At 65.1% G+C, this 21120-nt stretch carries 20 protein-coding genes; 17 read left to right on the forward strand and 3 right to left on the reverse strand.

Annotated features, from left to right (window positions below; translation table 11 throughout):
* Positions 1 to 33 precede the first annotated feature (33 nt).
* The 15 genes from BLT98_RS12065 to eutC all read left to right on the forward strand — a co-directional run bounded on the left by BLT98_RS12065 (position 34) and on the right by eutC (position 16252).
* Positions 34 to 1278: a metal-dependent hydrolase gene (locus BLT98_RS12065; protein ID WP_092607990.1), complete on the forward strand. Its 1245-nt coding sequence runs from the start codon at positions 34 to 36 to the stop codon at positions 1276 to 1278.
* Positions 1279 to 1385: 107 nt separating this feature from the next.
* Positions 1386 to 3137, forward strand: a complete 1752-nt coding sequence (locus BLT98_RS12070) for a cation:proton antiporter domain-containing protein (RefSeq protein WP_092607993.1) — start codon at positions 1386 to 1388, stop codon at positions 3135 to 3137.
* Between the two features lie 92 nt (positions 3138 to 3229).
* Entirely contained in the window at positions 3230 to 4138 is a 909-nt protein-coding gene (locus BLT98_RS12075) for an ion transporter (protein WP_034779933.1), read from the forward strand.
* Between the two features lie 49 nt (positions 4139 to 4187).
* Positions 4188 to 5168: a 3-oxoacyl-[acyl-carrier-protein] synthase III C-terminal domain-containing protein gene (locus BLT98_RS12080; RefSeq protein WP_092607996.1), complete on the forward strand. Its 981-nt coding sequence runs from the start codon at positions 4188 to 4190 to the stop codon at positions 5166 to 5168.
* A 10-nt stretch (positions 5169 to 5178) separates the two neighbouring features.
* On the forward strand, positions 5179 to 6216 hold the full coding sequence (locus BLT98_RS12085; RefSeq protein ID WP_034779928.1) for an NAD-dependent epimerase/dehydratase family protein: 1038 nt from the start codon (positions 5179 to 5181) through the stop codon (positions 6214 to 6216).
* Positions 6209 to 7039 (forward strand): MBL fold metallo-hydrolase, encoded by an 831-nt coding sequence (locus BLT98_RS12090; RefSeq protein WP_092607999.1) that lies wholly within the window; start codon positions 6209 to 6211, stop codon positions 7037 to 7039. The genes BLT98_RS12085 and BLT98_RS12090 overlap by 8 nt, the downstream gene beginning before the upstream one ends.
* The gene (locus tag BLT98_RS12095) at positions 7036 to 8340 is read left to right on the forward strand and encodes a F390 synthetase-related protein (protein ID WP_092608002.1); all 1305 of its coding nucleotides are present in this window, start codon (positions 7036 to 7038) and stop codon (positions 8338 to 8340) included. Before BLT98_RS12090 ends, BLT98_RS12095 begins: the two co-directional genes overlap by 4 nt.
* Positions 8337 to 8975 (forward strand): phosphatase PAP2 family protein, encoded by a 639-nt coding sequence (locus BLT98_RS12100; RefSeq protein WP_092608005.1) that lies wholly within the window; start codon positions 8337 to 8339, stop codon positions 8973 to 8975. Before BLT98_RS12095 ends, BLT98_RS12100 begins: the two co-directional genes overlap by 4 nt.
* Positions 8972 to 10087, forward strand: a complete 1116-nt coding sequence (locus tag BLT98_RS12105; RefSeq protein ID WP_092608008.1) for a sterol desaturase family protein — start codon at positions 8972 to 8974, stop codon at positions 10085 to 10087. The genes BLT98_RS12100 and BLT98_RS12105 overlap by 4 nt, the downstream gene beginning before the upstream one ends.
* On the forward strand, positions 10084 to 11202 hold the full coding sequence (locus BLT98_RS12110) for a fatty acid desaturase family protein (RefSeq protein WP_244517469.1): 1119 nt from the start codon (positions 10084 to 10086) through the stop codon (positions 11200 to 11202). Before BLT98_RS12105 ends, BLT98_RS12110 begins: the two co-directional genes overlap by 4 nt.
* Positions 11203 to 11442: 240 nt before the next feature.
* On the forward strand, positions 11443 to 11949 hold the full coding sequence (locus BLT98_RS12115) for a GbsR/MarR family transcriptional regulator (RefSeq protein ID WP_081345483.1): 507 nt from the start codon (positions 11443 to 11445) through the stop codon (positions 11947 to 11949).
* Positions 11946 to 12587: a DUF4166 domain-containing protein gene (locus BLT98_RS12120; RefSeq protein WP_092608014.1), complete on the forward strand. Its 642-nt coding sequence runs from the start codon at positions 11946 to 11948 to the stop codon at positions 12585 to 12587. Before BLT98_RS12115 ends, BLT98_RS12120 begins: the two co-directional genes overlap by 4 nt.
* The gene (locus BLT98_RS12125) at positions 12584 to 14047 is read left to right on the forward strand and encodes a TIGR01777 family oxidoreductase (RefSeq protein WP_092608018.1); all 1464 of its coding nucleotides are present in this window, start codon (positions 12584 to 12586) and stop codon (positions 14045 to 14047) included. The genes BLT98_RS12120 and BLT98_RS12125 overlap by 4 nt, the downstream gene beginning before the upstream one ends.
* Positions 14048 to 14081: 34 nt before the next feature.
* A complete protein-coding gene (locus tag BLT98_RS12130; protein ID WP_092608021.1) occupies positions 14082 to 15470 on the forward strand; it encodes an ethanolamine ammonia-lyase subunit EutB in 1389 nt (462 codons plus the stop codon).
* 8 nt (positions 15471 to 15478) lie between these two features.
* Entirely contained in the window at positions 15479 to 16252 is a 774-nt protein-coding gene (gene eutC / locus BLT98_RS12135; RefSeq protein ID WP_092608024.1) for an ethanolamine ammonia-lyase subunit EutC, read from the forward strand.
* Here the strand turns inward: eutC and tsaD are convergent, their stop codons facing one another.
* Entirely contained in the window at positions 16253 to 17293 is a 1041-nt protein-coding gene (tsaD, locus tag BLT98_RS12140) for a tRNA (adenosine(37)-N6)-threonylcarbamoyltransferase complex transferase subunit TsaD (RefSeq protein WP_034779881.1), read from the reverse strand.
* A 209-nt stretch (positions 17294 to 17502) separates the two neighbouring features.
* On the opposite strand from tsaD, the gene BLT98_RS12145 reads away from it, so the two are divergent.
* Complete coding sequence (locus BLT98_RS12145) at positions 17503 to 17910, forward strand: nitrite reductase (NAD(P)H) small subunit (RefSeq protein ID WP_034779878.1); 408 nt, start codon at positions 17503 to 17505, stop codon at positions 17908 to 17910.
* Between the two features lie 126 nt (positions 17911 to 18036).
* On the opposite strand, the gene BLT98_RS12150 is transcribed toward BLT98_RS12145, so the two are convergent.
* Positions 18037 to 19098 (reverse strand): 3-deoxy-7-phosphoheptulonate synthase, encoded by a 1062-nt coding sequence (locus BLT98_RS12150; protein ID WP_034779875.1) that lies wholly within the window; start codon positions 19096 to 19098, stop codon positions 18037 to 18039.
* A gap of 144 nt (positions 19099 to 19242) precedes the next feature.
* A complete protein-coding gene (locus BLT98_RS12155) occupies positions 19243 to 19920 on the reverse strand; it encodes a hypothetical protein (protein WP_092608027.1) in 678 nt (225 codons plus the stop codon).
* Between the two features lie 168 nt (positions 19921 to 20088).
* Here BLT98_RS12155 and ybiB point away from each other — a divergent pair, with 168 nt between their 5' ends.
* Entirely contained in the window at positions 20089 to 21081 is a 993-nt protein-coding gene (gene ybiB, locus BLT98_RS12160) for a DNA-binding protein YbiB (RefSeq protein WP_092608030.1), read from the forward strand.
* The last annotated feature ends 39 nt before the right edge of the window (positions 21082 to 21120 follow it).

A 21120-nucleotide genomic window follows, 5' to 3' on the forward strand; every position in this document is an offset into this window, starting at 1 on the left:
CACGCGGGGGCGGGCGTCCTGTAAAATTGCCCGATGGATAATATTACGCATTCGGTCATCGGCCTCGGGGTCGGCGAACTGGTACACCGCAGCCTGCCGCCCGAGCCGCAGGTCCCCGCCCAGCGCACCCGGCGCGCGCTGTTTTTATTTTCGGCCTGGTTTGCCAGCAACGCGCCGGACCTGGACCTGGTGCTGACCAAGCTGCTGCCGCGCCCGTTCGGCTACATGCTGCACCACCGGGGCCACACGCATACCTTGCTGCTGGCCTTGCCCCAGGCGCTGCTGTTGCTGGCCCTGTTGTGGCTGCTATGGCCCGGTGCGCGCCGGTTGCTGAAAAGCAGCGTGCCCGCCCGCATCGGCCTGGCGGCTTGCCTGTTGCTGGGATTCTGTTTGCACATGGGCATGGATTTCCTCAATTCCTATGGCTTGCACCCGTTTTACCCGTTTGACAGCCGCTGGCTGTATGGCGACATGGTCTTCATTGTCGAGCCCATGTTCTGGGTACTGCTGGGCGTGCCCGTGATCATGTCCTTGCACTACGGCATCGTCAAAAGCGTGCTGCTGGCGGGGCTGGCGGCGGCCCTGTGTTTCTTCACCTATAAAACCTACCTGGCGCCGGCTTCGCTGGCCATGCTGCTGGGGCTGGGCGTGATCCTGGTCGTGCTGCAAGGCCGGGCCGGCGAGCGGGGACGTGGACCGTTGCTGCTGGCCTTCGCGCTGGCCGCCACGTTCATCGGCACGCAGGGCGTGGCCTCGGCCCTCGGCCGCGCGCGCATCGAGGCGGCCGTGCAGCGCCTCGATCCCGGCACGCGCGTGTGGGATGTGGCGATGACGGCGTTTCCCAGCAATCCGCTGTGCTGGATCTATGTCTCGCTCGACAGCAAGACGGACGTGTACACCCTGCGACGCGGCACGCTGAGCCTGCTGCCGGAGTCGCTGGCCCCCGCCGCCTGCCCGGCCGGCCTGGTGGAAACGGGTAAGCAAGGCCAGCAATTGGCGCCCGGCATCGCCGTGTCGGCCAAGGCGGAAGGCAGCCTGGCCGCCTTGCGCGCCTTGCAGGAAGACAATTGCTATGTCGACGCCTGGTTCCGCTTTGCCCGCATGCCCAGGTTGAATGCGGACAAGCTGACGGACGTGCGTTTCAACCCCGGCATGCTGCCCAATTTCACGACTGTCGAACTGCAGCAGTTCCGCAACCGGCCGTGTCCCGCCTACGTGCCGGGCTGGGACCGCCCCCGCGCGGACATGCTGGCGCCGCCGCAAGCGGACGGCAAGTAGCGATTATGTTGCCTTGTGGAAAAAATATCGCGGATGCGCCTGCTGTGCCCTTGCTCAGCATGCGACAATTGTAAATTCAGCATGAATGCCATTCAATTAGGATTATCTTGGAAGAGCAACACGCCTTACCGTATCTGCGGGAAACCCTGCTGTTTCTCGCCCTGGCCGGGATTTTTATTCCGCTATTGCAACGCCTGAAGGTCAACCAGGTCCTCGGCTTCCTGGCCGTCGGCGCCCTGTTCGGCCCGTTTGGCTTCGGCCTGTGGGCCGGCGAGTTCACGTGGCTGACGTATTTCTCGTTTGTCCGCGCCGAGCAGGTCAGCGGCCTGGCCGAGCTGGGCGTGATGTTTTTGATGTTCATGATCGGCCTGGAACTGTCGACGGAACGGCTGTGGGCGCTGCGGCGCTGGGTATTTGGCGCGGGCGTGGGGCAAGTGGCGGTCAGCGCCTGCCTGATCGGCGGCGTGGCATATTACTTTGGCCTGTCGCTGGAAGCGTCCATCGTGCTGGGCCTGGTGCTGTCGCTGTCGTCGACGGCCGTGGTGATGCAATTGCTGACCGACCAGCGCTCGCTGCAGACGCCGGCCGGCCAGGCGGGTTTTTCCATTTTGATGTTCCAGGATCTGATGGTGGTGCCGCTGTTCATCCTGATCGACGTGTTCGCCAGCGGGCGCAGCGACGACCTGGCGTATCTGCTCAGCTTTGCGGCCGTGAAATCGGCCGGCGCCATCCTGCTGATCTATCTGCTGGGCCGCCGCGTGATTCGTCCGCTGTTCCAGTTTTTCGTCAAGAAACGCCAGCCCGACGTGTTCATGGCCTTGACTCTGCTTAGCACCCTGGGCATCGCGGGATTGACCTATCTGGCGGGCTTGTCGATGGCGCTGGGCGCCTTGCTGGCCGGCCTGCTGCTGGCGGAAACGGAATTTCGCCACGAAGTGGAAGTGACGATCGAACCCTTCAAAGGCTTGCTGATGGGTTTGTTCTTCATGTCCGTGGGCATGCAGATCGACGTGCGCGAAATCCTCAAGTCGCCGGTGTTGATTCCCTTGGCCGTGCTGAGCCTGTTTGCCTTGAAAACCCTCGTCATCAGCGTGATTTTCCGCATCGGCGGCTTTCACTGGGGGCGCGCCGTGGAAACGGGCGTGCTGCTGGGGCAGGGCGGCGAATTCGCCTTCATCGTCGTCGCGTATGCGCTCGGTACCAAGCTGATCGGACCGCAGGTGGCGCAGTTCGTCATGCTGGTGGTGGGCCTGAGCCTGTTCGCCACGCCGGCGCTGGCCAAGGCGGCGCGCGCCTTCGGCAACTGGTGGGAACAGCGCCACCACCATCAGCTGGCCGACCTGGCGCACGGCGCGCTGCCGCCGCAGGGCAACGCCGTCATCATCGCCGGCTTCGGCCGGGTGGGGCAGTTGCTGGCCAAGGTGCTGACGGAGCAGGATATCGCGTATGTGGCGATTGAAAACGATGCGCGCCTGGTGACGACCCTGCATCCGCGCGGTTTCCCCGTGTATTTCGGCGATGCGTCGCGCGCGGAACTGTTGCAAAAGGTCAATGCGGACCGGGCCGCCGCCGTGGTGCTGACCATGGACCATGCGGCGTCCGTGCTGCATGCCGTGAAATCGATCCGCCGCGAATATCCGCAGCTGCCCGTGTATGCGCGGGCCCGCGACGAGGCGCATGCCGTGGCTCTGATACAGGCGGGCGCTACCCTGGTCGTGCCCGAGGCGCTGGAATCGGCGCTGCAGCTGACGGCCACCGTGCTGCACACGGTGGGCATCTCGGAAGCACGCACGACGGACATCGTGCAGGCCGAGCGCGACCGGCGCAATGCCGTGCTGCTGGCGAAAAAGCTGTCGTAGTGTTGTTGTAATGAAACCTGTAGCCCAACCGTGCGTGTCGCCGTGCTTTGTCAATTATCTATACAATAATAGTATATGAGCACACTACCCACATGAAAGCCGCGACGAAGAGCGGCGCGGCGCCCCTGACGCCGCAGCAACTGGCGGCGCAGGAAACGCAGCAGAAATATGGCAAGCCCGAGCGGGGCTGGCGCGAGCAGGTGTACACCGTCATTTTCGAGGCGGAAACGCGCACGGGCCGCGCCTTCGACCTGCTGCTGATCGCCGCCATCCTGATCAGCGTGACGGTGGTCGTGCTCAGCAGTGTCGCCTCCGTGGCCGAGCGCTATGGCACCTGGCTGACGGCGCTGGAATGGTTTTTCACCATTTTATTTACCATCGAATATTTCGCCCGCCTGTCGTGCCTGCAGCATCCTGTGCGCTACGCCAAGAGTTTTTTCGGCATTATCGACTTGCTGGCCATCGTGCCGACCTACATCGGCTTGCTGCTGCCGGGCGCGCACGTGCTGATCGACGTGCGCATTTTGCGCCTGCTGCGCATGTTCCGTATCCTCAAGCTCACGTCGTATGTGCATGAATACACGGTGCTGGGGCGGGCCTTGCTGGCCAGCCGGCGCAAGATTCTCATTTTCTTGTCTTTTGTCATGATGGTGGTCTTTCTGCTGGGTACTGTGATGTACGTCGTGGAAGGGCCGGAAAACGGTTTCAGCAGTATCCCCACGTCGATATACTGGGCCATCAGCACCATGACCACGGTCGGTTTCGGCGATATCACGCCGCGCACCGACATCGGGCGCACCATCGCTTCCCTGATGATGTTGCTCGGCTGGGGCATCCTGGCAGTGCCTACCGGCATTATCAGCGCGGAAATGACGGTACAGCGCAGTTCCAAGCTGGTGACCACGCGTACCTGCCCCACGTGCCTGAAAGAAGGGCTCGATGACGATGCCAATTTCTGCAAGAACTGCGGCGTCGATTTGCCGCCGCTGGCACGCGATTAGCGCATAGACCATACATCAACCGTATTTACTTTACTTTTTTAAGGCCAACATGATTCCAGTTCGCCTGATCGCGACGGGCAAGGCCGTGCCGTCGCATAGTGTGACTTCCGCAAGCCTGGACCTGACATTGGGCCATCCAGCCGGCTACACCCTGCGCAAGAGCGGCGTGCTGTCGCGCTTTGTCGCCGCGCCCGATGAGTCGCAAAGCCAGCTGGGCGCCGCCGCCCTGCTGGACGCGCTGAAGAATGCCGGCCTGCGTCCGGCCGACATCGACCTGCTGATCTGCGCCAACGGCGTGCCCGAGCAGGCCTTGCCGAATACGGCCTGCTTCGTTGCCGAACATGCAGGATTGCCGCCAGGCACGCAAAGCTTCGACGTCAACGCCAGCTGCCTCAGTTTCATGGCCGCCTTTCGCGTGGCCGCGTCCATGCTGGCCGGTAGCGCCTACCGGCGTATCGCCATCGTTTCGTCCGACCTCGCCTCGCGCGGCGTCGACTGGAGCGAGCCGGAAGCGTCGATGATCTTTGGCGACGGCGCCGCCGCCGTCATCGTCGAGCGCGGCGATGGCAGCGCCGGCATCCGCGCCTACAAGATGGGCACGTATCCGGAAGGGCGGCGCTACTGCGAAATTCGCGGCGGCGGCACCGAGCGCAACCCGCGCAATGGCTGCGAACCGGGCGATTATCTGTTCCGCATGGATGGCAAGGCCGTGTTCCGCCTGGCCGTCAAGGTGATGCCGGATTTCCTGGCGGAACTAATGCTGGAATCGGGCGCGGGACTGGAAAGAGTCGACGTGGTCGTGCCGCACCAGGCCAGCCCATTGGGGCTCGCGCATGCGGCGCGCATCCTTGACGTTCCCGATGCTAAAATCATCAAGATCTTTGAAACGCACGGCAACCAGGTAGCCGCGTCCTTGCCTACCGCCCTGCACGAGGCGGTGATGACGGGGCGGGCCGTGGCGGGCCAGCGTTTGCTGATGATGGGCACGGCCGCGGGCCTGACCATCGGCGGCATGATTCTTGACCTGTGAAGGTGGTGTGATGAGGCGGATACTGGTCACGGGAGCGACGGGCGGGCTGGGGCGCAATGCCGTGCGCACCCTGCTGGCGCAGGGCGTGGAAGTGCGCGCCACGGGCCGCAACGCCGCCGTGGGCCGCGAACTGGAACGCATGGGCGCGCAATTCGTGGCGCTCGACCTGGCGCAGGCATCGCCGCGCCAGGTCGATGAGCTGGTGCGCGGCATGGACACCGTCTGGCACTGTGCCGCGCTGTCGTCGCCATGGGGCCCCGAGCGCGATTTCATCGCCGCCAACGTCACGGCCACGGCCCAGCTGCTGCGCGCGGCCGCCAGCCTGCACGTGGCGCGCTTCGTGCACATCTCCACGCCGGCCATCTATTTCGATTACCGCAACCGCTACGACGTGCCGGAAACCTTCCGCCCCGACGCCTTCGTCAACGCCTACGCGCGCAGCAAGGCGATGGCGGAAAAACTGGTGCAGGATTGCGTCGACCGCCACCGCGGCATGACGTGCGTGATCCTGCGCCCGCGCGCCATCTTCGGCCCGCACGACCAGGTGCTGATTCCGCGCCTGGCGAGGGTGCTGGAACAGCGCGGCGGCAAGCTGCCGCTGCCCAATGGCGGCGCGGCCACCATCGACATCACCTATGTCGACAATGTCGTGCATGCGATGTGGCTGGCCACCGTGCACAAGACCATCGCTTCCGGCGCCGCCTTCAACATCACGAATGGCGAGCCGGCGCGCTTGTGCGACATTTTGCGCACCCTGTTCTGCGATCATCTGCAGCAGCCGTTCGAGATCGTCAGCGTGCCGTACCGCGTGCTGGCGCTGGTGGCGCGCCTGATGCAGTTCGCCTCGCGCTTCACGCGCCGCGAACCGGCGCTCACGCCCTACAGCATCGGCGCGCTCAGCTTCGACATGACGCTCGACAGCGCCAAGGCGCGCAAGGTGCTCGGCTACCGTCCCATCGTCAGCCTGCAGGACGGCATTGCCCGCACGGCGCAGTGGATGCGCCAGGAAGCGGCGGCGCACAAGGTGGGCAAGGAGCGCAATGGCTAGCATCACCGCGTTTCGCGTCGGCCACTGCACGCATCCTTCGTGCATGGTCTTGAAAGGCAGCGGGCTGGCCAGCCGCTGCTTCCCCTCGCGCGCCTACCTGATCGAAACATGCGCGGGCCTGTACCTGTGGGACACGGGCTACGCCGAACACTTTCGCGCCGCCACGTCCAAGGGCGTGTACCGCATGTACGCGTGGGTGACGCCGATTTCCTTCGACGGGAACGAATCGTTGCAGGGCCAGCTGCGCGCGCATGGCGTGGCGCCCGGCGATATCCACACCTTGCTGCTGTCGCACTTCCACGCCGACCATATCGCGGGTCTGCGCGACTTTCCCGGCGCGCGGCTGATGGCTTCCCAAGCGGGCTGGGACGCCGTGCGGGGACTGTCCGGCGTGGCCGCCGTGCGCCAGGCCTTCGTACCCGAGCTGCTGCCGAACGACATCGCCGACCGCCTGGATTTCGTGGAAAGCGTGCCCGAGACGGCCTTGCCGGCGGCCCTGCTGCCATTCACGCACGGGCGCGACGTCAGCGGCACGGGTGAGATCTACATCGTCGACCTGCCCGGCCACGCCATCGGCCATCTGGGCGCCTTCGTGCTGCAGGAGAGCGGCTGGACCTTGCTGGCGTCCGACGCGGCCTGGGTGCCGGAAAGTTTCCAGCAGCTGCGCGGACCGTCCGAACTGTCGTTTATCATCCAGCACAAGCGCGCGCCGTATTACGCCACCCTGAACCGGCTGCACCAGTTGCACCAGTCGGGCAATGCGCAGATCCGCATCACGCATGAAGACACGGCGGACTATGTTCCTGTGGCGGGCCGCCCGTGAAGCGTATCTTCTGGCTGTTGCTGTCGTACTGGCGCACGCGCCGCCTGCGCTTTGCGGATCGCGCGCAGCTGCACGCATACCAGCAGCGGCAACTGGCCCGTTTCATTGTGGTGCTGTGCGCGCGCAGCCCTTATTTCGCCCCGTACCGAGATCTGCCGCTGGCGCAGTGGCCGACGATGAACAAGGCGCTGATGCTCGAGCATTTCGACGCCATGAATACGCAAGGGGTAACTTTGGCGCAGGCGATGGCGGCAGCCATGGCGGCCGAGCAGAGCCGCGACTTCACGCCGGCCGTCGGCGACATCACGGTGGGCCTGTCGTCCGGCACCTCGTCGCGGCGCGCCGTGTTTACCGTCAGCCCCCGCGAAAAGGCCCAATGGGCGGGCGTGATGCTGGCCAAGGCGCTGCCCGACGGCCTGTTTTCCGGCGAACGGGTCGCCCTGTTCCTGCGCGCGAACAGCAATCTGTACACGGCCGTGCGCTCGCCGTGGCTCACCTTTGCCTTTTACGATTTGTTCGAACCGTTCGACAGCCTGTGCGGGCAGCTGGCGCAATATCAACCAACGGTCATCGTCGCGCCGGCCCAGGTGCTGCGCCAGCTGGCCTTGCGCGTCATCGATGGCAGCCTGGCGCTGGCGCCGAAAAAAGTCATCTCGGTGGCCGAAGTGCTGGAAGCGCAGGACCGCGCGCTGATCGTGCAGGCGTTTGGCGCCGTGCATGAAATCTACCAGGCCACCGAGGGTTTTCTCGCCAGCAGCTGCGAGCATGGCGTGCTGCACCTGAACGAAGAGTACGTGCATATCGAGCCGCAGTGGCTCGATGGAGAGCAGCGGCGCTTCGTCCCCGTGATTACGGACTTTACGCGCATCACGCAGCCCATCGTGCGCTACCGCCTGGACGACATCCTGATCGCGCGCGCCACGCCATGCCCGTGCGGCCGCGCCACGCGTGCCATCGATGGCATCGAAGGGCGCTGCGACGACATGCTGTTCTTGCCATCCTTGCCGTCCGCGCATGGCGGCGAAGCTGTCGCCGTGTTTGCCGACGTGCTGACGCGGGCCTTTGCGCAAGCCTTGCCGCCCGACGCCGATTACCGCCTGGTGCAGTCGGGCGACGCGTCCCTGCAATTGCATGCAGCGCTCGACGAGGCAGGACTGGCCGACCTGCGCGCGCACCTGGCAGCGGTGCTCCTGGGCCTCGGCGTGGCCGTCGACGGCCTGGCCTGGACGACGAGCGCTGAACTGCCTCCTTTTGATCCCACCATGAAACGGCGCCGCATCCGGCGCCTTGCGACCGCATGAACCCTTCTTCCATGACCGTACGCGGCCGCCTGCTGCATTTGCTGGCCGGCTGGGGCAGCGTCGGCCTCGTGTATTTTTCCAGCGACTTGCTGCAAGGGCAGGGGGTACTTTTGCCTGAAACGGCCATCGACCGCGCCATCCCCTATACGGATGCCGCCATCTGGCTGTACCTGTCCTTCTTCATCCTGATCCCCTACGCCTACATGGCGGCCGATGCGGCGCGGGTGCGCTGGCTGGCGCGCGCCATGGCGCTTTCCGCCGTCATGTGCGGCGTGGTGTTCCTGCTGTATCCGACCACCCTCGCGTATCCGCCCGTCGGTGCAGGCAATGCCTGGAGCACGCAGGCGCTGCGTATGCTGCAGGCGGCGGATTCCACGCAAAACTGCCTGCCGTCGCTGCACGGCGCCCTGACGTTGCTGTGCGTGTGGGCCTTGTGCGACAAGCGCCATCTGCTGCGCTCCGCGCTGGCCGTGGCGCTGGGCCTGGCCATCTGCTATGCCATCATCGCGCTGCGCCGGCACGTGAGCATCGATCTGGCCGCCGGCCTGGCCGTTGGCATCGCTGGCGGCATGCTGGCCAAAATGCAGGTATCCTTGGCTGCCCGCCGCGCCGTTTCCATGAAAACCGCACCATGATGAATCCATTTGCCCTGTCGTTTTTGATCATGCTGGCCTTCGTGCTGGCCGAACTGCTGATCCTGAAATGGGTGCGCAAGACGCCCGTGCCATGGAAGGACGTGATCTTCAACCTCAATTCGGGGCACATATTGATGTGGGTGTTCCGCGGCGTGGAAGTGGCGGCGTTCGCCCTGCTGCTGCGCCATGTGAACCTGCACATCGTCGACCAGTGGCCCGTGGCGGTACAATGGGTCTTCGCTTTTTTTGCCTGGGATTTGTGCTTTTACTGGATGCACCGGCTGCATCATAAAATCCCTTTGCTGTGGGCCGTGCACGTGGTGCACCACCAGGGCGAGCATTTCAACCTGTCGCTGGGTGTGCGCAATTCCTGGTATTCGTCGCTGACGAATTTCCCCTTCATCGCCATCCTGGCCGTGCTGGGCGTGCCGCTGGAAATCTTCCTTGTCGTCTCTTCCCTGCATTACACGGTGCAGTTCTATAACCACAATGCGCTGGTGAACAAGTCTGGCATCCTGGATAGCTTTATGGTCACGCCCTCGCACCACCGCGTGCACCACGGCACGGATAAACGCTATATCAACCGCAATTTCGGCGGCACCCTGCTGCTGTGGGACAGGCTGTTCGGTAGTTTTCAGCCCGAACTCGAGGGCGTGGAAATGCGCTATGGCGTGAAGGGCATGACACCCACGCACAACCCGCTGCTGGCCAGCAACGGCAAACTGTTCACATGGCTGCGCGCGCGCTTTCCCCACTGGCAGTCGCGCGGCACTTTTCACGTGCCCGAGCTGTTCATCGGCATCGGCGGCGTGATCCTGTTTGGCCTGGTGATCTATTACGTCAATCACGAAGCGGTGCTGGCCGGCGCGCAGCAGGCCATCCTGTTTGCGCTGATCTTTGGCGGCACCCTGGCGTTGGGCGGCCTGTCGGATGCGCGACGCTGGGGCGCCATCGCCTGGGTGGCCATCGCGCTGGCCATGCCGCTGCTGTTCCTGGGCTGGTATGGCGCGCGCGATGCGTGGGGCATGGTCTTCCTGGCTGCGCTGCTGGCGCATGGCCTCGACGGCGCGCGCCGCCTGTGGTGGCCGGCAGCGGCCGGGACGCGCGCGTGACGCAGCCTGTACCTTCGCTGCCGCCGCTGCGCTTCCAGCCCGCCCGCGATTCCGCCTTCCGCCGCGAATTGCGCGCGCGCGCCGACGCCTACCTGGCGGATGAAGGAAGACACCGCTTCGGCGACGCGCGCCTGCATGCGAAAACCGTGTTCCTGGCCGCGCTGACGGTGGGGCTGTATGCGCTGGCCTTGAACGCCGGCGGCACCTGGCCGTTTGTCGCCAGCTATGTGGCTTGCCTGGTCGCGGCCATGGCGCTGGCCATGAATACCCTGCACGACGCGGCCCACAGCGCCATCTTTCGCCAGGGAGCCTGGAACCGCGTGCTGATCCGCCTGGTGGGCCTGCCCGTGGGCGTGGACACGGATTTCTGGACCATCCGCCACGTGCACTTCCATCACACGTACGCCAACGTGGAAGGCTATGACCTCGACACGGAGCCGAATCCGTTTTTGCGCCAGACGCCGTTCCAACGCTGGTCGCCGCAGTACCGCTACCAGTACCTGTACTGGCCCGTGGTGGCGGCCCTGTCGCTGCCTTATCTGAACTGGTATGGCGACTGGCTGGACCGCTTCGGCAAGACGCCCGTGGCCGCGCACAGCCGCTTGCAGGGCTGGCGTGGCTGGCTGTCTTTCCTGGGCTGGAAGCTGGGCCACGTGGCGCTGGTGCTGGCGCTGCCCATGTGGGTGCTGCAGCAGCACGGCATCGGCTGGGGCGTGGTGCTGGGCGCGTATTTCGTGGGCCAGATGCTCGCCTCGTGCGCGCTGGTGGCGCTGATCCTCGGCACGCACTGGGCTGAAGTGGAGTTTTTCCAGCCGGGGCAGGACGGCACCCTGCCGCACGACTGGTACCAGCACACGTTTTATACGGCCTGCGACTGGACGCCGAGGCCGCGCGCCCTGCGCTGGCTCGGTTACTGGCTGGGCGGCCTGAATCTGCACCTGACGCACCATTTGTTCCCCACCTGGAACCACCGCCATTACCCGGCGCTGGCGCGCATCCTGGCCGAACTGGCGCCGCGCCATGGTCTCGTGTACCGCGAACTCGGTTACGGCCAGCTGCACGCCTCGCAGCAGCAATTTCTGCGCGCCATGGGCCGGCCACCGACCCACACCTGACGAATCGTGCTTGACTCAATTTCCGTTCCGTCTTACATTTCTGTAATGACAGAAATAAGAGAAAATCATGAAAGCAAGAACGCCTGACAGAATCGTAGCGAGCGGCAGCGATTTGTGGCCGAGAAGCGCAACTGTGCTTGAGCACAGTGAGCATCGCAGACCGCAAAGCGCGACGCGGAGTAGGTTATGGTAGGCGTTCTGAGTCCAACCACGCAGAAATATATTCTCCATTGGGGCGAGATGGGTACCCGCTGGGGCGTCAACCGCACGGTGGCGCAAATCCACGCGCTGCTGTTCCTGGCGAATGAACCGCTGACGGCGGAAGACATCGCGGCCAGCCTGAACGTGGCCAGGTCCAACGTCAGCAACAGCCTGAAGGAATTGCAAAGCTGGGGCCTGGCGCGCATCACGCATGTGATGGGGGACCGGCGCGACCATTTCGTCGCCTTGCAGGATGTGTGGGAAATCTTCCGCGTCATCATGGAAGAGCGCAAGCGGCGCGAGATCGATCCCACCCTGACGGTGCTGCGCGAGTGCGCGATCGAGGGCGAGCACGATGCGGCCATTCCACCGGCTACTTTGGAACGCATGGGCGAAGTGCTGGCGTTTTTGGAGATGCTCAGCAGCACCTACAGCGATTATAAAAACCTGCCGCCGGCCACCCTGCAGCGCATGCTGTCGATGGGCGGCAAGGTGGCCAAGTTCCTCAGCCCGGAAGACAAACCGGGCAAGCGTGGCAAATCATGAACGGCCCCTCGGAAGGAGAACTGTTCAAGAAGGTGATGGGCGCGCAGTGGCTCGCGCTGCACCCGGATATCCGCCGCCGCTTCGAGAAAAATCCCGCGCCGGGCCAGCCCCTGTATTACCGGGGCGAACTCAGTGAACTCACCAGCTCGCGCCTGGGCAAGGTGCTGGGCTGGCTCACGCGGCCCTTCATCGATGGCGCTTTGATCCCGTACGACGACCACGACTTCCCCGTGGATATCGAAGTCTATTCGCGCCCCGGCTGTCCCTACATCTTCAAGCAGCGCACGTATCGCCTGCACGGGCGCGCGCCCATCCGCTTCACCTCCTATATGGCCGAAAGCGAAAAAGGCGAAGTGCTCGAATACGTGGGCATGGGCCTGGGCATGAAGCTGCTGCTCCACGTCGAGGATGGCAACCTGCACTTCACCAGCGATGGCTATTTTTGGGACCTTTTCGGCTGGCGCATGCCGCTGCCCGGCGTGCTCACGCCCGGCAAGACCTATCTGTGCCACCGCAACGACACGCCGCAGCAGTTCAATATCCGCATCGAGATTCGCCACGCTCTGTTCGGCACCACGTTTACGCAAGTGGGCGTGTTCCGCGAGTCCGCCGCGCCGGAAATGAAGGAAACACCATGAATACGCATCTGCTGGCCCTGCAACTGATGGCGGCGCAAGGCTGCCTGGGCGCCTTCGACACCATCTATCACCATGAAATCACGGAGGCGCTGCCGCAAAAGGCATCGGCGCGCCTCGAATTGACCATCCATGCGACGCGCGCCCTGATCTACAGCCTGCTGTTCGTGGGCCTGGCCGCCTGGGAGTGGCATGGCGCCTGGGCCTGGGTGCTGGTGATCGTCTTTGGCGTGGAAATCGTGCTGACCCTGTGGGATTTCGTGGTGGAAGACCAGACCCGCCTCTTGCCGGCCACGGAGCGGGTCACGCATACGGTGCTGGCGATCAATGCGGGCGCCTTTATCGCGCTGCTGGCGCTCAATAGCAGCGAGTGGGCCAGCTTGCCGACGGCACTCGTGTGGCAGCCGTATGGCTGGCTCAGCGTCTTTCTGGCCCTGTGCGGCGTGGGCGTGGGCCTGTCCGGCCTGCGCGATGCGTATGCCGTGTGGCAGCTGGGACGGCGCAAGGTGCAGGAGACGGCAGAGCAGGAGGAGCGCCTGCGCTTTGCCGCCGCGCCGCAGTCCGTGCTGGTGACGGGCGCCACGGGTTTCATCGGCCAGCAGTTGGTCAGCGCCTTGCTGGCCGACGGCCATGCGGTGACGGTGCTGACGCGCCAGCCGAAGCAGGCTGCATGGACGTTCGATGGCCAGGTGCGCTGCATCGACTCGCTGGACGAATTGCCGGATGCGCAGCGCATTGACATGGTGGTCAACCTGGCCGGCGCGCGCATCGTCGGGAAGCGCTGGACGGATGCGCGCAAAGCCACTTTGCGCCGCAGCCGCGTAGCGCTGACGCAGGCCCTGGTGGCGTGGATCGCCCGCGCGCAGCACAAGCCACGGGTGCTGCTGTCGGCGTCGGCCATCGGCTATTACGGCGTGCAGCCGCAGGGCGATGCGACGCAGCTCGATGAAGACAGCGCGCCGCAAGCCATCTTCATGTCGCAGCTGTGCCAGGAATGGGAAGCGGCCGCGCGCCAGGCGGAGAGATTTGGCGTGCAGGTGGGCTGCATGCGCTTTGGCCTCGTCTTCGGCCACCAGGGTTCGCTGCCGCAGATGCTCTTGCCGATCCGCTTCGGCGTGGGCGGCCCGCTGGGCAGCGGCCAGCAGTGGGTCACGTGGGTGCATGTGCGCGACGTGATCCGCGGCATCGCCCATCTGGCGCGCCGCAGTGAGCAGGGCATGGTGAGCGGCGCGTATAACTTTTGCGCGCCGGAAGCCATCGAGCAGCGCCGCTTCGCCCAGGTGGCGGGCGCCGTGCTGCACCGCCCCAGCGTCCTGCCCACGCCGGCCTTCGTCATGCGCGCCTTGCTGGGCGAGCAGGCCGACTTGCTGGTGGAAGGCCAGCGGGTGGCGCCGCGCCGCCTGCTGGGCGAAGGATTTGCCTTCCGCTATCCGCAGCTGGAAGGGGCGCTGCGCAGTTTATAAGTTGGCGTAAGATGGGGATGGGAGGAACCGAACCATGCCCTGCTTCAGCCATACGATAGACAGCCAGGTTTACCAGTTCGCCAGCCTGAAAACGCTGCTGGCGAAGGCCACGCCGCCCCGTTCGGGCGATGTGCTGGCCGGCGTGGCGGCAGCCAGCGCGCGCGAGCGGGTGGCGGCGCAGCTGGCGCTGGCGGACGTGCCGCTGTCGCTGTTTCTCAACGAGGCGCTGGTGCCGTATGAAGACGATGAAGTCACGCGCCTGATCATCGACACCCACGAGCGCGCCGCCTTTGCGCCGATTTCCCACCTCTGCGTGGGCGACTTTCGCGACTGGCTGCTCGATGACGCGACGGATACGCAAACGCTGTCCCACGTCGCCGCCGGCATCACGCCGGAAATGGCTGCCGCCGTCTCAAAAATCATGCGCCTGCAGGACCTGGTGCTGGTGGCCCGCAAGTGCCGGGTCGTCACATCGTTCCGCAATACCCTGGGCCTGGAGAGCCGGCTATCCACGCGCTTGCAGCCGAATCATCCGACGGACGATGCCACGGGCATTGCCGCCTCCCTCCTTGATGGCCTGCTGCTGGGCAGCGGCGACGCCGTGATCGGCATCAACCCCGCCACCGACAATGTGGCGCAAGTGGTGTCATTGCTGCAGCTGCTCGACGCCGTCATTGATCAATATCAGATTCCCACGCAGTCGTGCGTGCTCACGCACATCACCAATACCCTCGAAGCGATCCGCCGCGGCGCGCCCGTCGACCTGGTATTCCAGTCGGTGGCGGGCACGCAGGCGGCCAACCGCAGCTTCGGCATCGACTTGTCCCTGCTGGCCGAGGGGCAGGCGGCGGCCCTGTCGCTGGGACGCGGCACGGTGGGCAACAACGTCATGTATTTCGAGACGGGGCAGGGCAGCGCCCTGTCGGCCGGCGCACACCACGGCATGGACCAGCAAACGTGCGAAGCGCGCGCGTATGCGGTGGCGCGCGCCTATCAGCCGCTGCTGGTCAATTCGGTGGTGGGCTTCATCGGCCCCGAGTATCTGTACGACGGCAAGCAGATCATGCGCGCGGGGCTGGAAGACCATTTCTGCGCCAAGCTGCTGGGGCTGCCCATGGGCTGCGACGTGTGCTACACCAACCATGCGGAAGCGGACCAGGACGACATGGATGCCTTGCTGACCATGCTGGGCGTGGCCGGCTGCAATTTCATCATGGGTGTGCCGGGCGCGGACGACATCATGCTCGGCTACCAGAGCACCTCGTTCCACGATGCCCTGTCTGCGCGCCGGGTGCTGGGCTTGCGTCCCGCGCCGGAATTCGAAGCCTGGCTGGCGCGCATGCGGATCACGGATGCGCAGGGTCGCCTGAATACGGCGCTGGCGCCCGCCTTCCAGGCGGCCCTGCTGCGCCTGGACACCTAGGGGGACGCATGGACGGGAACCATCCTTGGCAGGCCCTGCGCGCGTACACGGCGGCGCGCATCGCGCTCGGGCGCCGCGGCGTGAGCGTGCCGACCCGCGCGCAGCTGGCGTTCCAGCTGGCCCACGCGCAGGCGCGCGACGCCGTGCACCTGGCGCTCGATGGCGAGGCCCTGGCAGGCGTATTGGCCGCACAGGGGCAAGACTGCATGCAGCTGCACAGCGCGGCCGCCACGCGCGCCGACTATCTGCAACGCCCCGACCTGGGGCGCCGGCTCGACGACGCTTCACGCGCGCGCCTGGCCGCCGGTGCCACGGGAGCCGACCTGGCGCTGGTGGCGGCCGATGGCCTGTCGGCGCTGGCCGTGCAGCGCCATGCGGCGCCCTTCCTGGCGGCCTTGCGCGAACGGCTGGCGCTGGAAGCGTGGACGCTGTCGCCGGTACACATCGTGGCGCAGGGACGGGTGGCCATCGGCGACGAGGTGGGGGAATTATTGAAGGCGCGCGCCGTGCTGGTGCTGATCGGCGAGCGGCCGGGCTTGAGTTCCCCGGACAGCCTGGGCCTGTACCTGACGTGGGCGCCCGAAGCAGGTTTGCTGGACGAGCGCCGCAACTGCATTTCGAATGTGCGCCCCGAGGGGCTGGCGTATGCGCAGGCCGCATACCGGCTGCACTACCTGCTGTCGCAGGCGTTCAGCCGGCAGCTGTCGGGCGTGGGCTTGAAGGATGAAACGGTGGCGGAAGGCGCGGCCCTGGCGGGCGCGCGCAACTTCCTGCTGGCGTGATCAGACTTCGCGGATTTCGTCCAGCGGCCAGCGCGGGCGCACGTTGAACGAGTAATCGTGCTTGGCGGCGTCGGGATTGATTTGCAGGCGCATGGCGCCGGCAAAGGCGATCATGGCGCCGTTGTCGGTACAGAATTCCAGCTCCGGGTAATACACTTTAAAACGCTTCTTGGCGGCGGCCGCGTTGAGCGAGGCGCGCAGTTGTGCGTTGGCGCCCACACCGCCGGCGATCACCAGGCGTTTCAAGCCCGTGTGCTTGAGGGCCGAGACACACTTGGCCGTCAGCACGTCGACGATGGCGTCGACGAAGCCGCGCGCGATATTCGCCTTGTCCTGCTCGCAGATATTCGCGATGACTTTTTCTTCATGGTTTTTCACCACCGTCAGCACGGCCGTCTTCAGGCCGGAAAAGCTGAAGTTGAAATCCTTCGAGTGCAGCATGGGGCGCGGCAGCTTGTAGGCCAGCGGATCGCCGAATTCGGCCAGGCGCGAAATGGCCGGGCCGCCCGGATAACCGAGGCCCAGCAGCTTGGCCGACTTGTCGAACGCCTCGCCGGCCGCATCATCGAGCGTTTCGCCCAGCATCGTGTACTGGCCCACGCCATCGACGCGCATCAGCTGCGTATGGCCGCCCGACACCAGCAGGGCGATGAAGGGGAATTCCGGCGGCTCGGACGCCAGCAAGGGGGAGAGCAGATGGCCTTCCAGGTGGTGGATGCCCAGCACCGGCTTGTTGATGGCCAGGCCCAGGCTGCAGGCGACGGAGGAACCCACCAGCAGCGCGCCGGCCAGGCCCGGCCCCTGCGTGTAGGCGATGGCATCGATCTCGGGCAGGGTGATGCCGGCCTTGGCCAGGGTTTCTTCCAGCAGCGGGATGGCGCGGCGGATATGGTCGCGCGACGCCAGTTCCGGCACCACGCCGCCATATTGCTCGTGCATGGCGACTTGCGAATAGAGGGCGTGCGACAGCAGGCCGCGTTGCGTGTCGTACAAGGCCAGGCCGGTTTCGTCACAGGAGGATTCGACGCCAAGAACAATCATGAAGGTACTGAATAGGGAGGAGTAATCCGCCATTGTAAAGGAAAGCCGGGCAGTCCACCGTGCGGCCGGCGCACCATTTCGGCGGCAGTGTGCACTTGCGCAGTGCGCCGCTGGCCGGTTTTCCCCCGGTTTTTGGCCATTCTTCGCCTGTGCGGCACTGGCACCGCTCTTGCTTAGAGGTGCATGTGCCTTTCTCAAGGGAGCTAGCGATGTCGGAACAATGGAAAATGATTTGCCGCCTGAAGGACATGCCGCTGGCGGGCGCGCGCATGGTGCAACGGGGCCTGGCCTGGCAGGATTTGCCGGGTGTGGCGCTGTTCCGCGCGGCTGACGATACGGTGTATGCCTTGCTCGACACGGTGCCTTGTCTGGGTGGCCCGCTGGCCCATGGGGTGCTGATGGAGAAAAACCTGATGGGGCCGAAGAACAGCTGGATCATCGAACTCGATTCGGGCCGCCTGGTGGCGCCCGTGCAGGGCATGGCGCGCCTGTACGCCGTGCGCATCATGGACGGGCGCATCTACCTGGATGTCAATGAACTCAATATCCCGGCCAGCAAGGCGGAACAGGCGCTGGCGGGATCGTTCGCCGTGCTGCCGCATGTGCAGATGGCTTGATATGCCTCGTGGTGGTGTCGGCTTACGCGCTGCGCGCTAAGCCGACCTACGCATTGACGCGCCCGTCGGGTAGGTCGGATCAGGTCCACAGGGCCGTAATCCGACAACACTGTTGGCCGTAATATTTTACGCCGGGCGATTGACGAGGTGCGCATGCGCATCGCGCAGCATGGTCGCCGTCGTGTCCCAGTCGATGCAGCCGTCGGTGACGGAGCAGCCGTAGGTCAGTTGCGACAGGTCTTGCGGGATCTTCTGGTTGCCGCCGACGATGTTCGATTCGATCATCACGCCCACCAGCGAGCGGTTGCCCTGGCGGATCTGGTTGACCACGTCGGCCATCACCAGCGGTTGCAGTTCCGGCTTCTTGTAGCTGTTCGCGTGCGAGCAGTCGACCACCAGGTTGGCCGGCAGCTTGGCCTTGGCCAGCGCCTGTTCGGCGATGGCGATCGACACCGAATCGTAGTTCGGACGGCCGTCGCCGCCGCGCAGCACGACGTGGCCATACGCGTTGCCGCGCGTGCGCACGATGGCCACATTGCCTTCGCCGTTAATGCCGAGGAAGGAGTGCGGGTGCGCCGACGACAGAATCGCGTTGACGGCGATGCTGATGTCGCCATCGGTGCCGTTCTTGAAGCCGACCGGGGTCGACAGGCCCGACGACATTTCGCGGTGCGTCTGCGATTCCGTGGTGCGCGCGCCGATAGCGGTCCAGGCGATCAGGTCGCCCAGGTATTGCGGCGAGATCGGGTCCAGCGCTTCGGTGGCGGTGGGCAGGCCCAGTTCGCATACGTCGAGCAGGAACTGGCGCGCCTTTTCCATGCCTTCGTTGACCTTGAACGAGTCGTCCATGTACGGATCGTTGATATAGCCTTTCCAGCCCGTGGTGGTACGCGGTTTTTCGAAATACACGCGCATCACCAGCAGCATCGTGTCCTTGACTTCCTCTTGCAGCGCTTTCAGGCGGCGCGCGTAATCGAGGCCGGCGACGGGGTCGTGGATGGAGCACGGGCCGACGACGACGAACAGGCGCTGGTCCTTGCGGTCGATGATGTTGCGCAGCGCTTCACGGCCGCGGCTGACGGTCTCGAAGGCGCTTTCCGACAGGGGCAGCTTGGCGTGCAGTTCGGCCGGTGTCGGCATGGGCGCGAAGGAGGTGACGTTGATATTTTCGATGTCTGGCGTATTCATGATTCTGGCTCGGCTTTCGCTATTGCGTTCTTTAAGAGGCAATAGTGTAGCGGAAATGCGGCCTGGCGGCGGGGATGGCGCCAAAACGGGAATGCCTCAGTTGTTTTTATGGCAGGGCCGGCACGCCGCCAGCCCCCTGTGCGCTCAATGGCCGCCGGCCAGGCTGGCGCCAAAGGTGTAGCGGGCGATGCGCTGGTAGTTGCCGGCCAGCTCGGGCGGCCGGGGCAGGCCGGGATGGCGCCGCACATGGTCGAGGATGGCGCTTTCGTGCTGGCGTATCTGTGCGTCCAGGCAGGCGACCTGCTGGCGCACGAGGGCGTGCAGCGCATGCTGGCCGGCCTGCAGGTGCGCATTGAGGCGCGCCGATTCCTGCCGGCGCACGCCTTCCATGGCGTGCAGGCGGCGCAGCCACAGCCGTAGCTCCACATAGGCGGGCGAGGGCGGCGTCCAGCGCGCGGGGCGCCTGTGCTGGCAGTAGTTGGCCAGCACCGCGGCGCTGTGCGCCGCGTCCCCGGGCAAGCCATGGCTGCGGATATATTCTTCCAGCTGCGCGGGTTGGGCATCGCAGACCAGCATGCCCATGTCGGCCAGCATGCGGGCCGGCGCCTCGCTGTACGGCATATCGAGGCGCATGCAGACGCGCAAGCCCATGACGGGCACGTCGTTCCTTTGCAGCCAGCTGCGCAGCCAGCGGTAGCCGGCCACGTCGTTTTCCAGCACCTTGCACAGCATTTCGCCGCCCGAGAGCAGCACGGCTTTCAGCTGCAGCTTGCTCGTCTCGATGCCGACGAAGGCGCTTTCCCTTTTGCTTGCGTGTTCCATGATGAGTCCCCCTGTGCAGTCATATACGCAGCGGTGGCGCGTTTGGATGCAGTCGTGATGTAAATTCATCCAAATTCGTCCCAAAAATAGCGTGAAAGACTGTTGCATTGGCGCCTATGGCGTCTTTCAGCCCCTCTGCAAGGGGAAAAATCCGTGTAAGCTGGCGCCATGACGACTGTTTCCATCCCCCATACCGATGTGGCCGGTGAGCCATTTCCCGCTGCACGTTTCATCAAAGAAATAGGACGTGGCAAGAACGGTGCGCGCAGCATGACGCGCGACGACGCCTGCGCCCTGTACCGCGCCATGCTTGAGGGGCGCGTGTCGGACCTGGAACTGGGCGGCATTTTGTTATCCATGCGCATCAAGGGCGAGTCCGTGGATGAGATCGCCGGCTTCCTCGACGCTGCCGAAGCATCGTTCGCGCCGCTGGCCGCGCCGGCCGGCGAATTTGCCCCGATCATCATTCCCAGCTACAACGGCGCCCGCAAGATGGCCAACCTGACGGCGTTGCTGGCGCTGCTGCTGGCGCGCGCGGGCGCACCCGTGCTCGTGCATGGCGTGACCGGCGATCCGGGCCGCATCACCACGGCTGAAGTGCTGGCCGCGCTGGGCGTGCCCGCCTCGCCGGACCATGCGCAAGCCGAGGCCGCCATGGCGCGCGGGGAAGCCGCCTTCCTGCCCATCGCCGCGCTGGCGCCGCGCCTGGCGCACATGCTGTCCCTGCGGCGCGTGCTGGGCGTGCGCAATTCCACGCATACCCTGGTGAAAATCATGCAGCCGTTCGCCGGGCCGGCCCTGCGCCTAGTGTCGTACACGCATCCGGAATATCTGGAAATGCTGGGTGAATATTTCCTCACCGCCTCAGATCCTGCACGCGGCGACGCTTTCCTGATGCGCGGCACGGAAGGCGAGACGGTAGCCAACGCCAACAAGGCGCAGCAGATCGACTGGTTCCATGGCGTGGAGCGCACGGTGCTGGTGGAAAAGCAGTTGCTGGTGGAAGAGTTGCCGCATTTGCCGGCCGAGCGCGATGCGGCCACCACGGCCGCCTGGATCGCTGCCGTGCTGCGCGGCGAGGTGCCCGTGCCGGCATCGATCGCCGAGCAGGTGGAGCAATGCCTGATGGCATCGCGGCAGATTGCAGCACGGCCGCGCTAGCCGCGTCGCCGCAGTTTACAATGGCGTCTTTGTAATCAG

Origin of the sequence: Janthinobacterium sp. YR213 (genome assembly GCF_900099875.1) — a bacterium.
Taxonomy (GTDB): Bacteria; Pseudomonadota; Gammaproteobacteria; order Burkholderiales; family Burkholderiaceae_D; genus Janthinobacterium; species Janthinobacterium lividum.

Excerpts from the sequence above, each read along its gene's own strand:
- BLT98_RS12085 (WP_034779928.1), top strand. The coding sequence starts at position 5,179 with ATGAGGCGGATACTGGTCACGGGAGCGACGGGCGGGCTGGGGCGCAAT.
- BLT98_RS12120 (WP_092608014.1), top strand. The coding sequence starts at position 11,946 with ATGAACGGCCCCTCGGAAGGAGAACTGTTCAAGAAGGTGATGGGCGCG.
- BLT98_RS12125 (WP_092608018.1), top strand. The coding sequence starts at position 12,584 with ATGAATACGCATCTGCTGGCCCTGCAACTGATGGCGGCGCAAGGCTGC.
- BLT98_RS12145 (WP_034779878.1), top strand. The coding sequence starts at position 17,503 with ATGTCGGAACAATGGAAAATGATTTGCCGCCTGAAGGACATGCCGCTG.
- BLT98_RS12130 (WP_092608021.1), top strand. The coding sequence starts at position 14,082 with ATGCCCTGCTTCAGCCATACGATAGACAGCCAGGTTTACCAGTTCGCC.
- BLT98_RS12115 (WP_081345483.1), top strand. The coding sequence starts at position 11,443 with ATGGGTACCCGCTGGGGCGTCAACCGCACGGTGGCGCAAATCCACGCG.
- BLT98_RS12150 (WP_034779875.1), bottom strand. The coding sequence starts at position 19,098 with ATGAATACGCCAGACATCGAAAATATCAACGTCACCTCCTTCGCGCCC.
- BLT98_RS12155 (WP_092608027.1), bottom strand. The coding sequence starts at position 19,920 with ATGGAACACGCAAGCAAAAGGGAAAGCGCCTTCGTCGGCATCGAGACG.
- tsaD (WP_034779881.1), bottom strand. The coding sequence starts at position 17,293 with ATGATTGTTCTTGGCGTCGAATCCTCCTGTGACGAAACCGGCCTGGCC.
- BLT98_RS12075 (WP_034779933.1), top strand. The coding sequence starts at position 3,230 with ATGAAAGCCGCGACGAAGAGCGGCGCGGCGCCCCTGACGCCGCAGCAA.
- BLT98_RS12105 (WP_092608008.1), top strand. The coding sequence starts at position 8,972 with ATGATGAATCCATTTGCCCTGTCGTTTTTGATCATGCTGGCCTTCGTG.
- ybiB (WP_092608030.1), top strand. The coding sequence starts at position 20,089 with ATGACGACTGTTTCCATCCCCCATACCGATGTGGCCGGTGAGCCATTT.
- BLT98_RS12100 (WP_092608005.1), top strand. The coding sequence starts at position 8,337 with ATGAACCCTTCTTCCATGACCGTACGCGGCCGCCTGCTGCATTTGCTG.
- BLT98_RS12065 (WP_092607990.1), top strand. The coding sequence starts at position 34 with ATGGATAATATTACGCATTCGGTCATCGGCCTCGGGGTCGGCGAACTG.
- BLT98_RS12080 (WP_092607996.1), top strand. The coding sequence starts at position 4,188 with ATGATTCCAGTTCGCCTGATCGCGACGGGCAAGGCCGTGCCGTCGCAT.
- BLT98_RS12090 (WP_092607999.1), top strand. The coding sequence starts at position 6,209 with ATGGCTAGCATCACCGCGTTTCGCGTCGGCCACTGCACGCATCCTTCG.
- eutC (WP_092608024.1), top strand. The coding sequence starts at position 15,479 with ATGGACGGGAACCATCCTTGGCAGGCCCTGCGCGCGTACACGGCGGCG.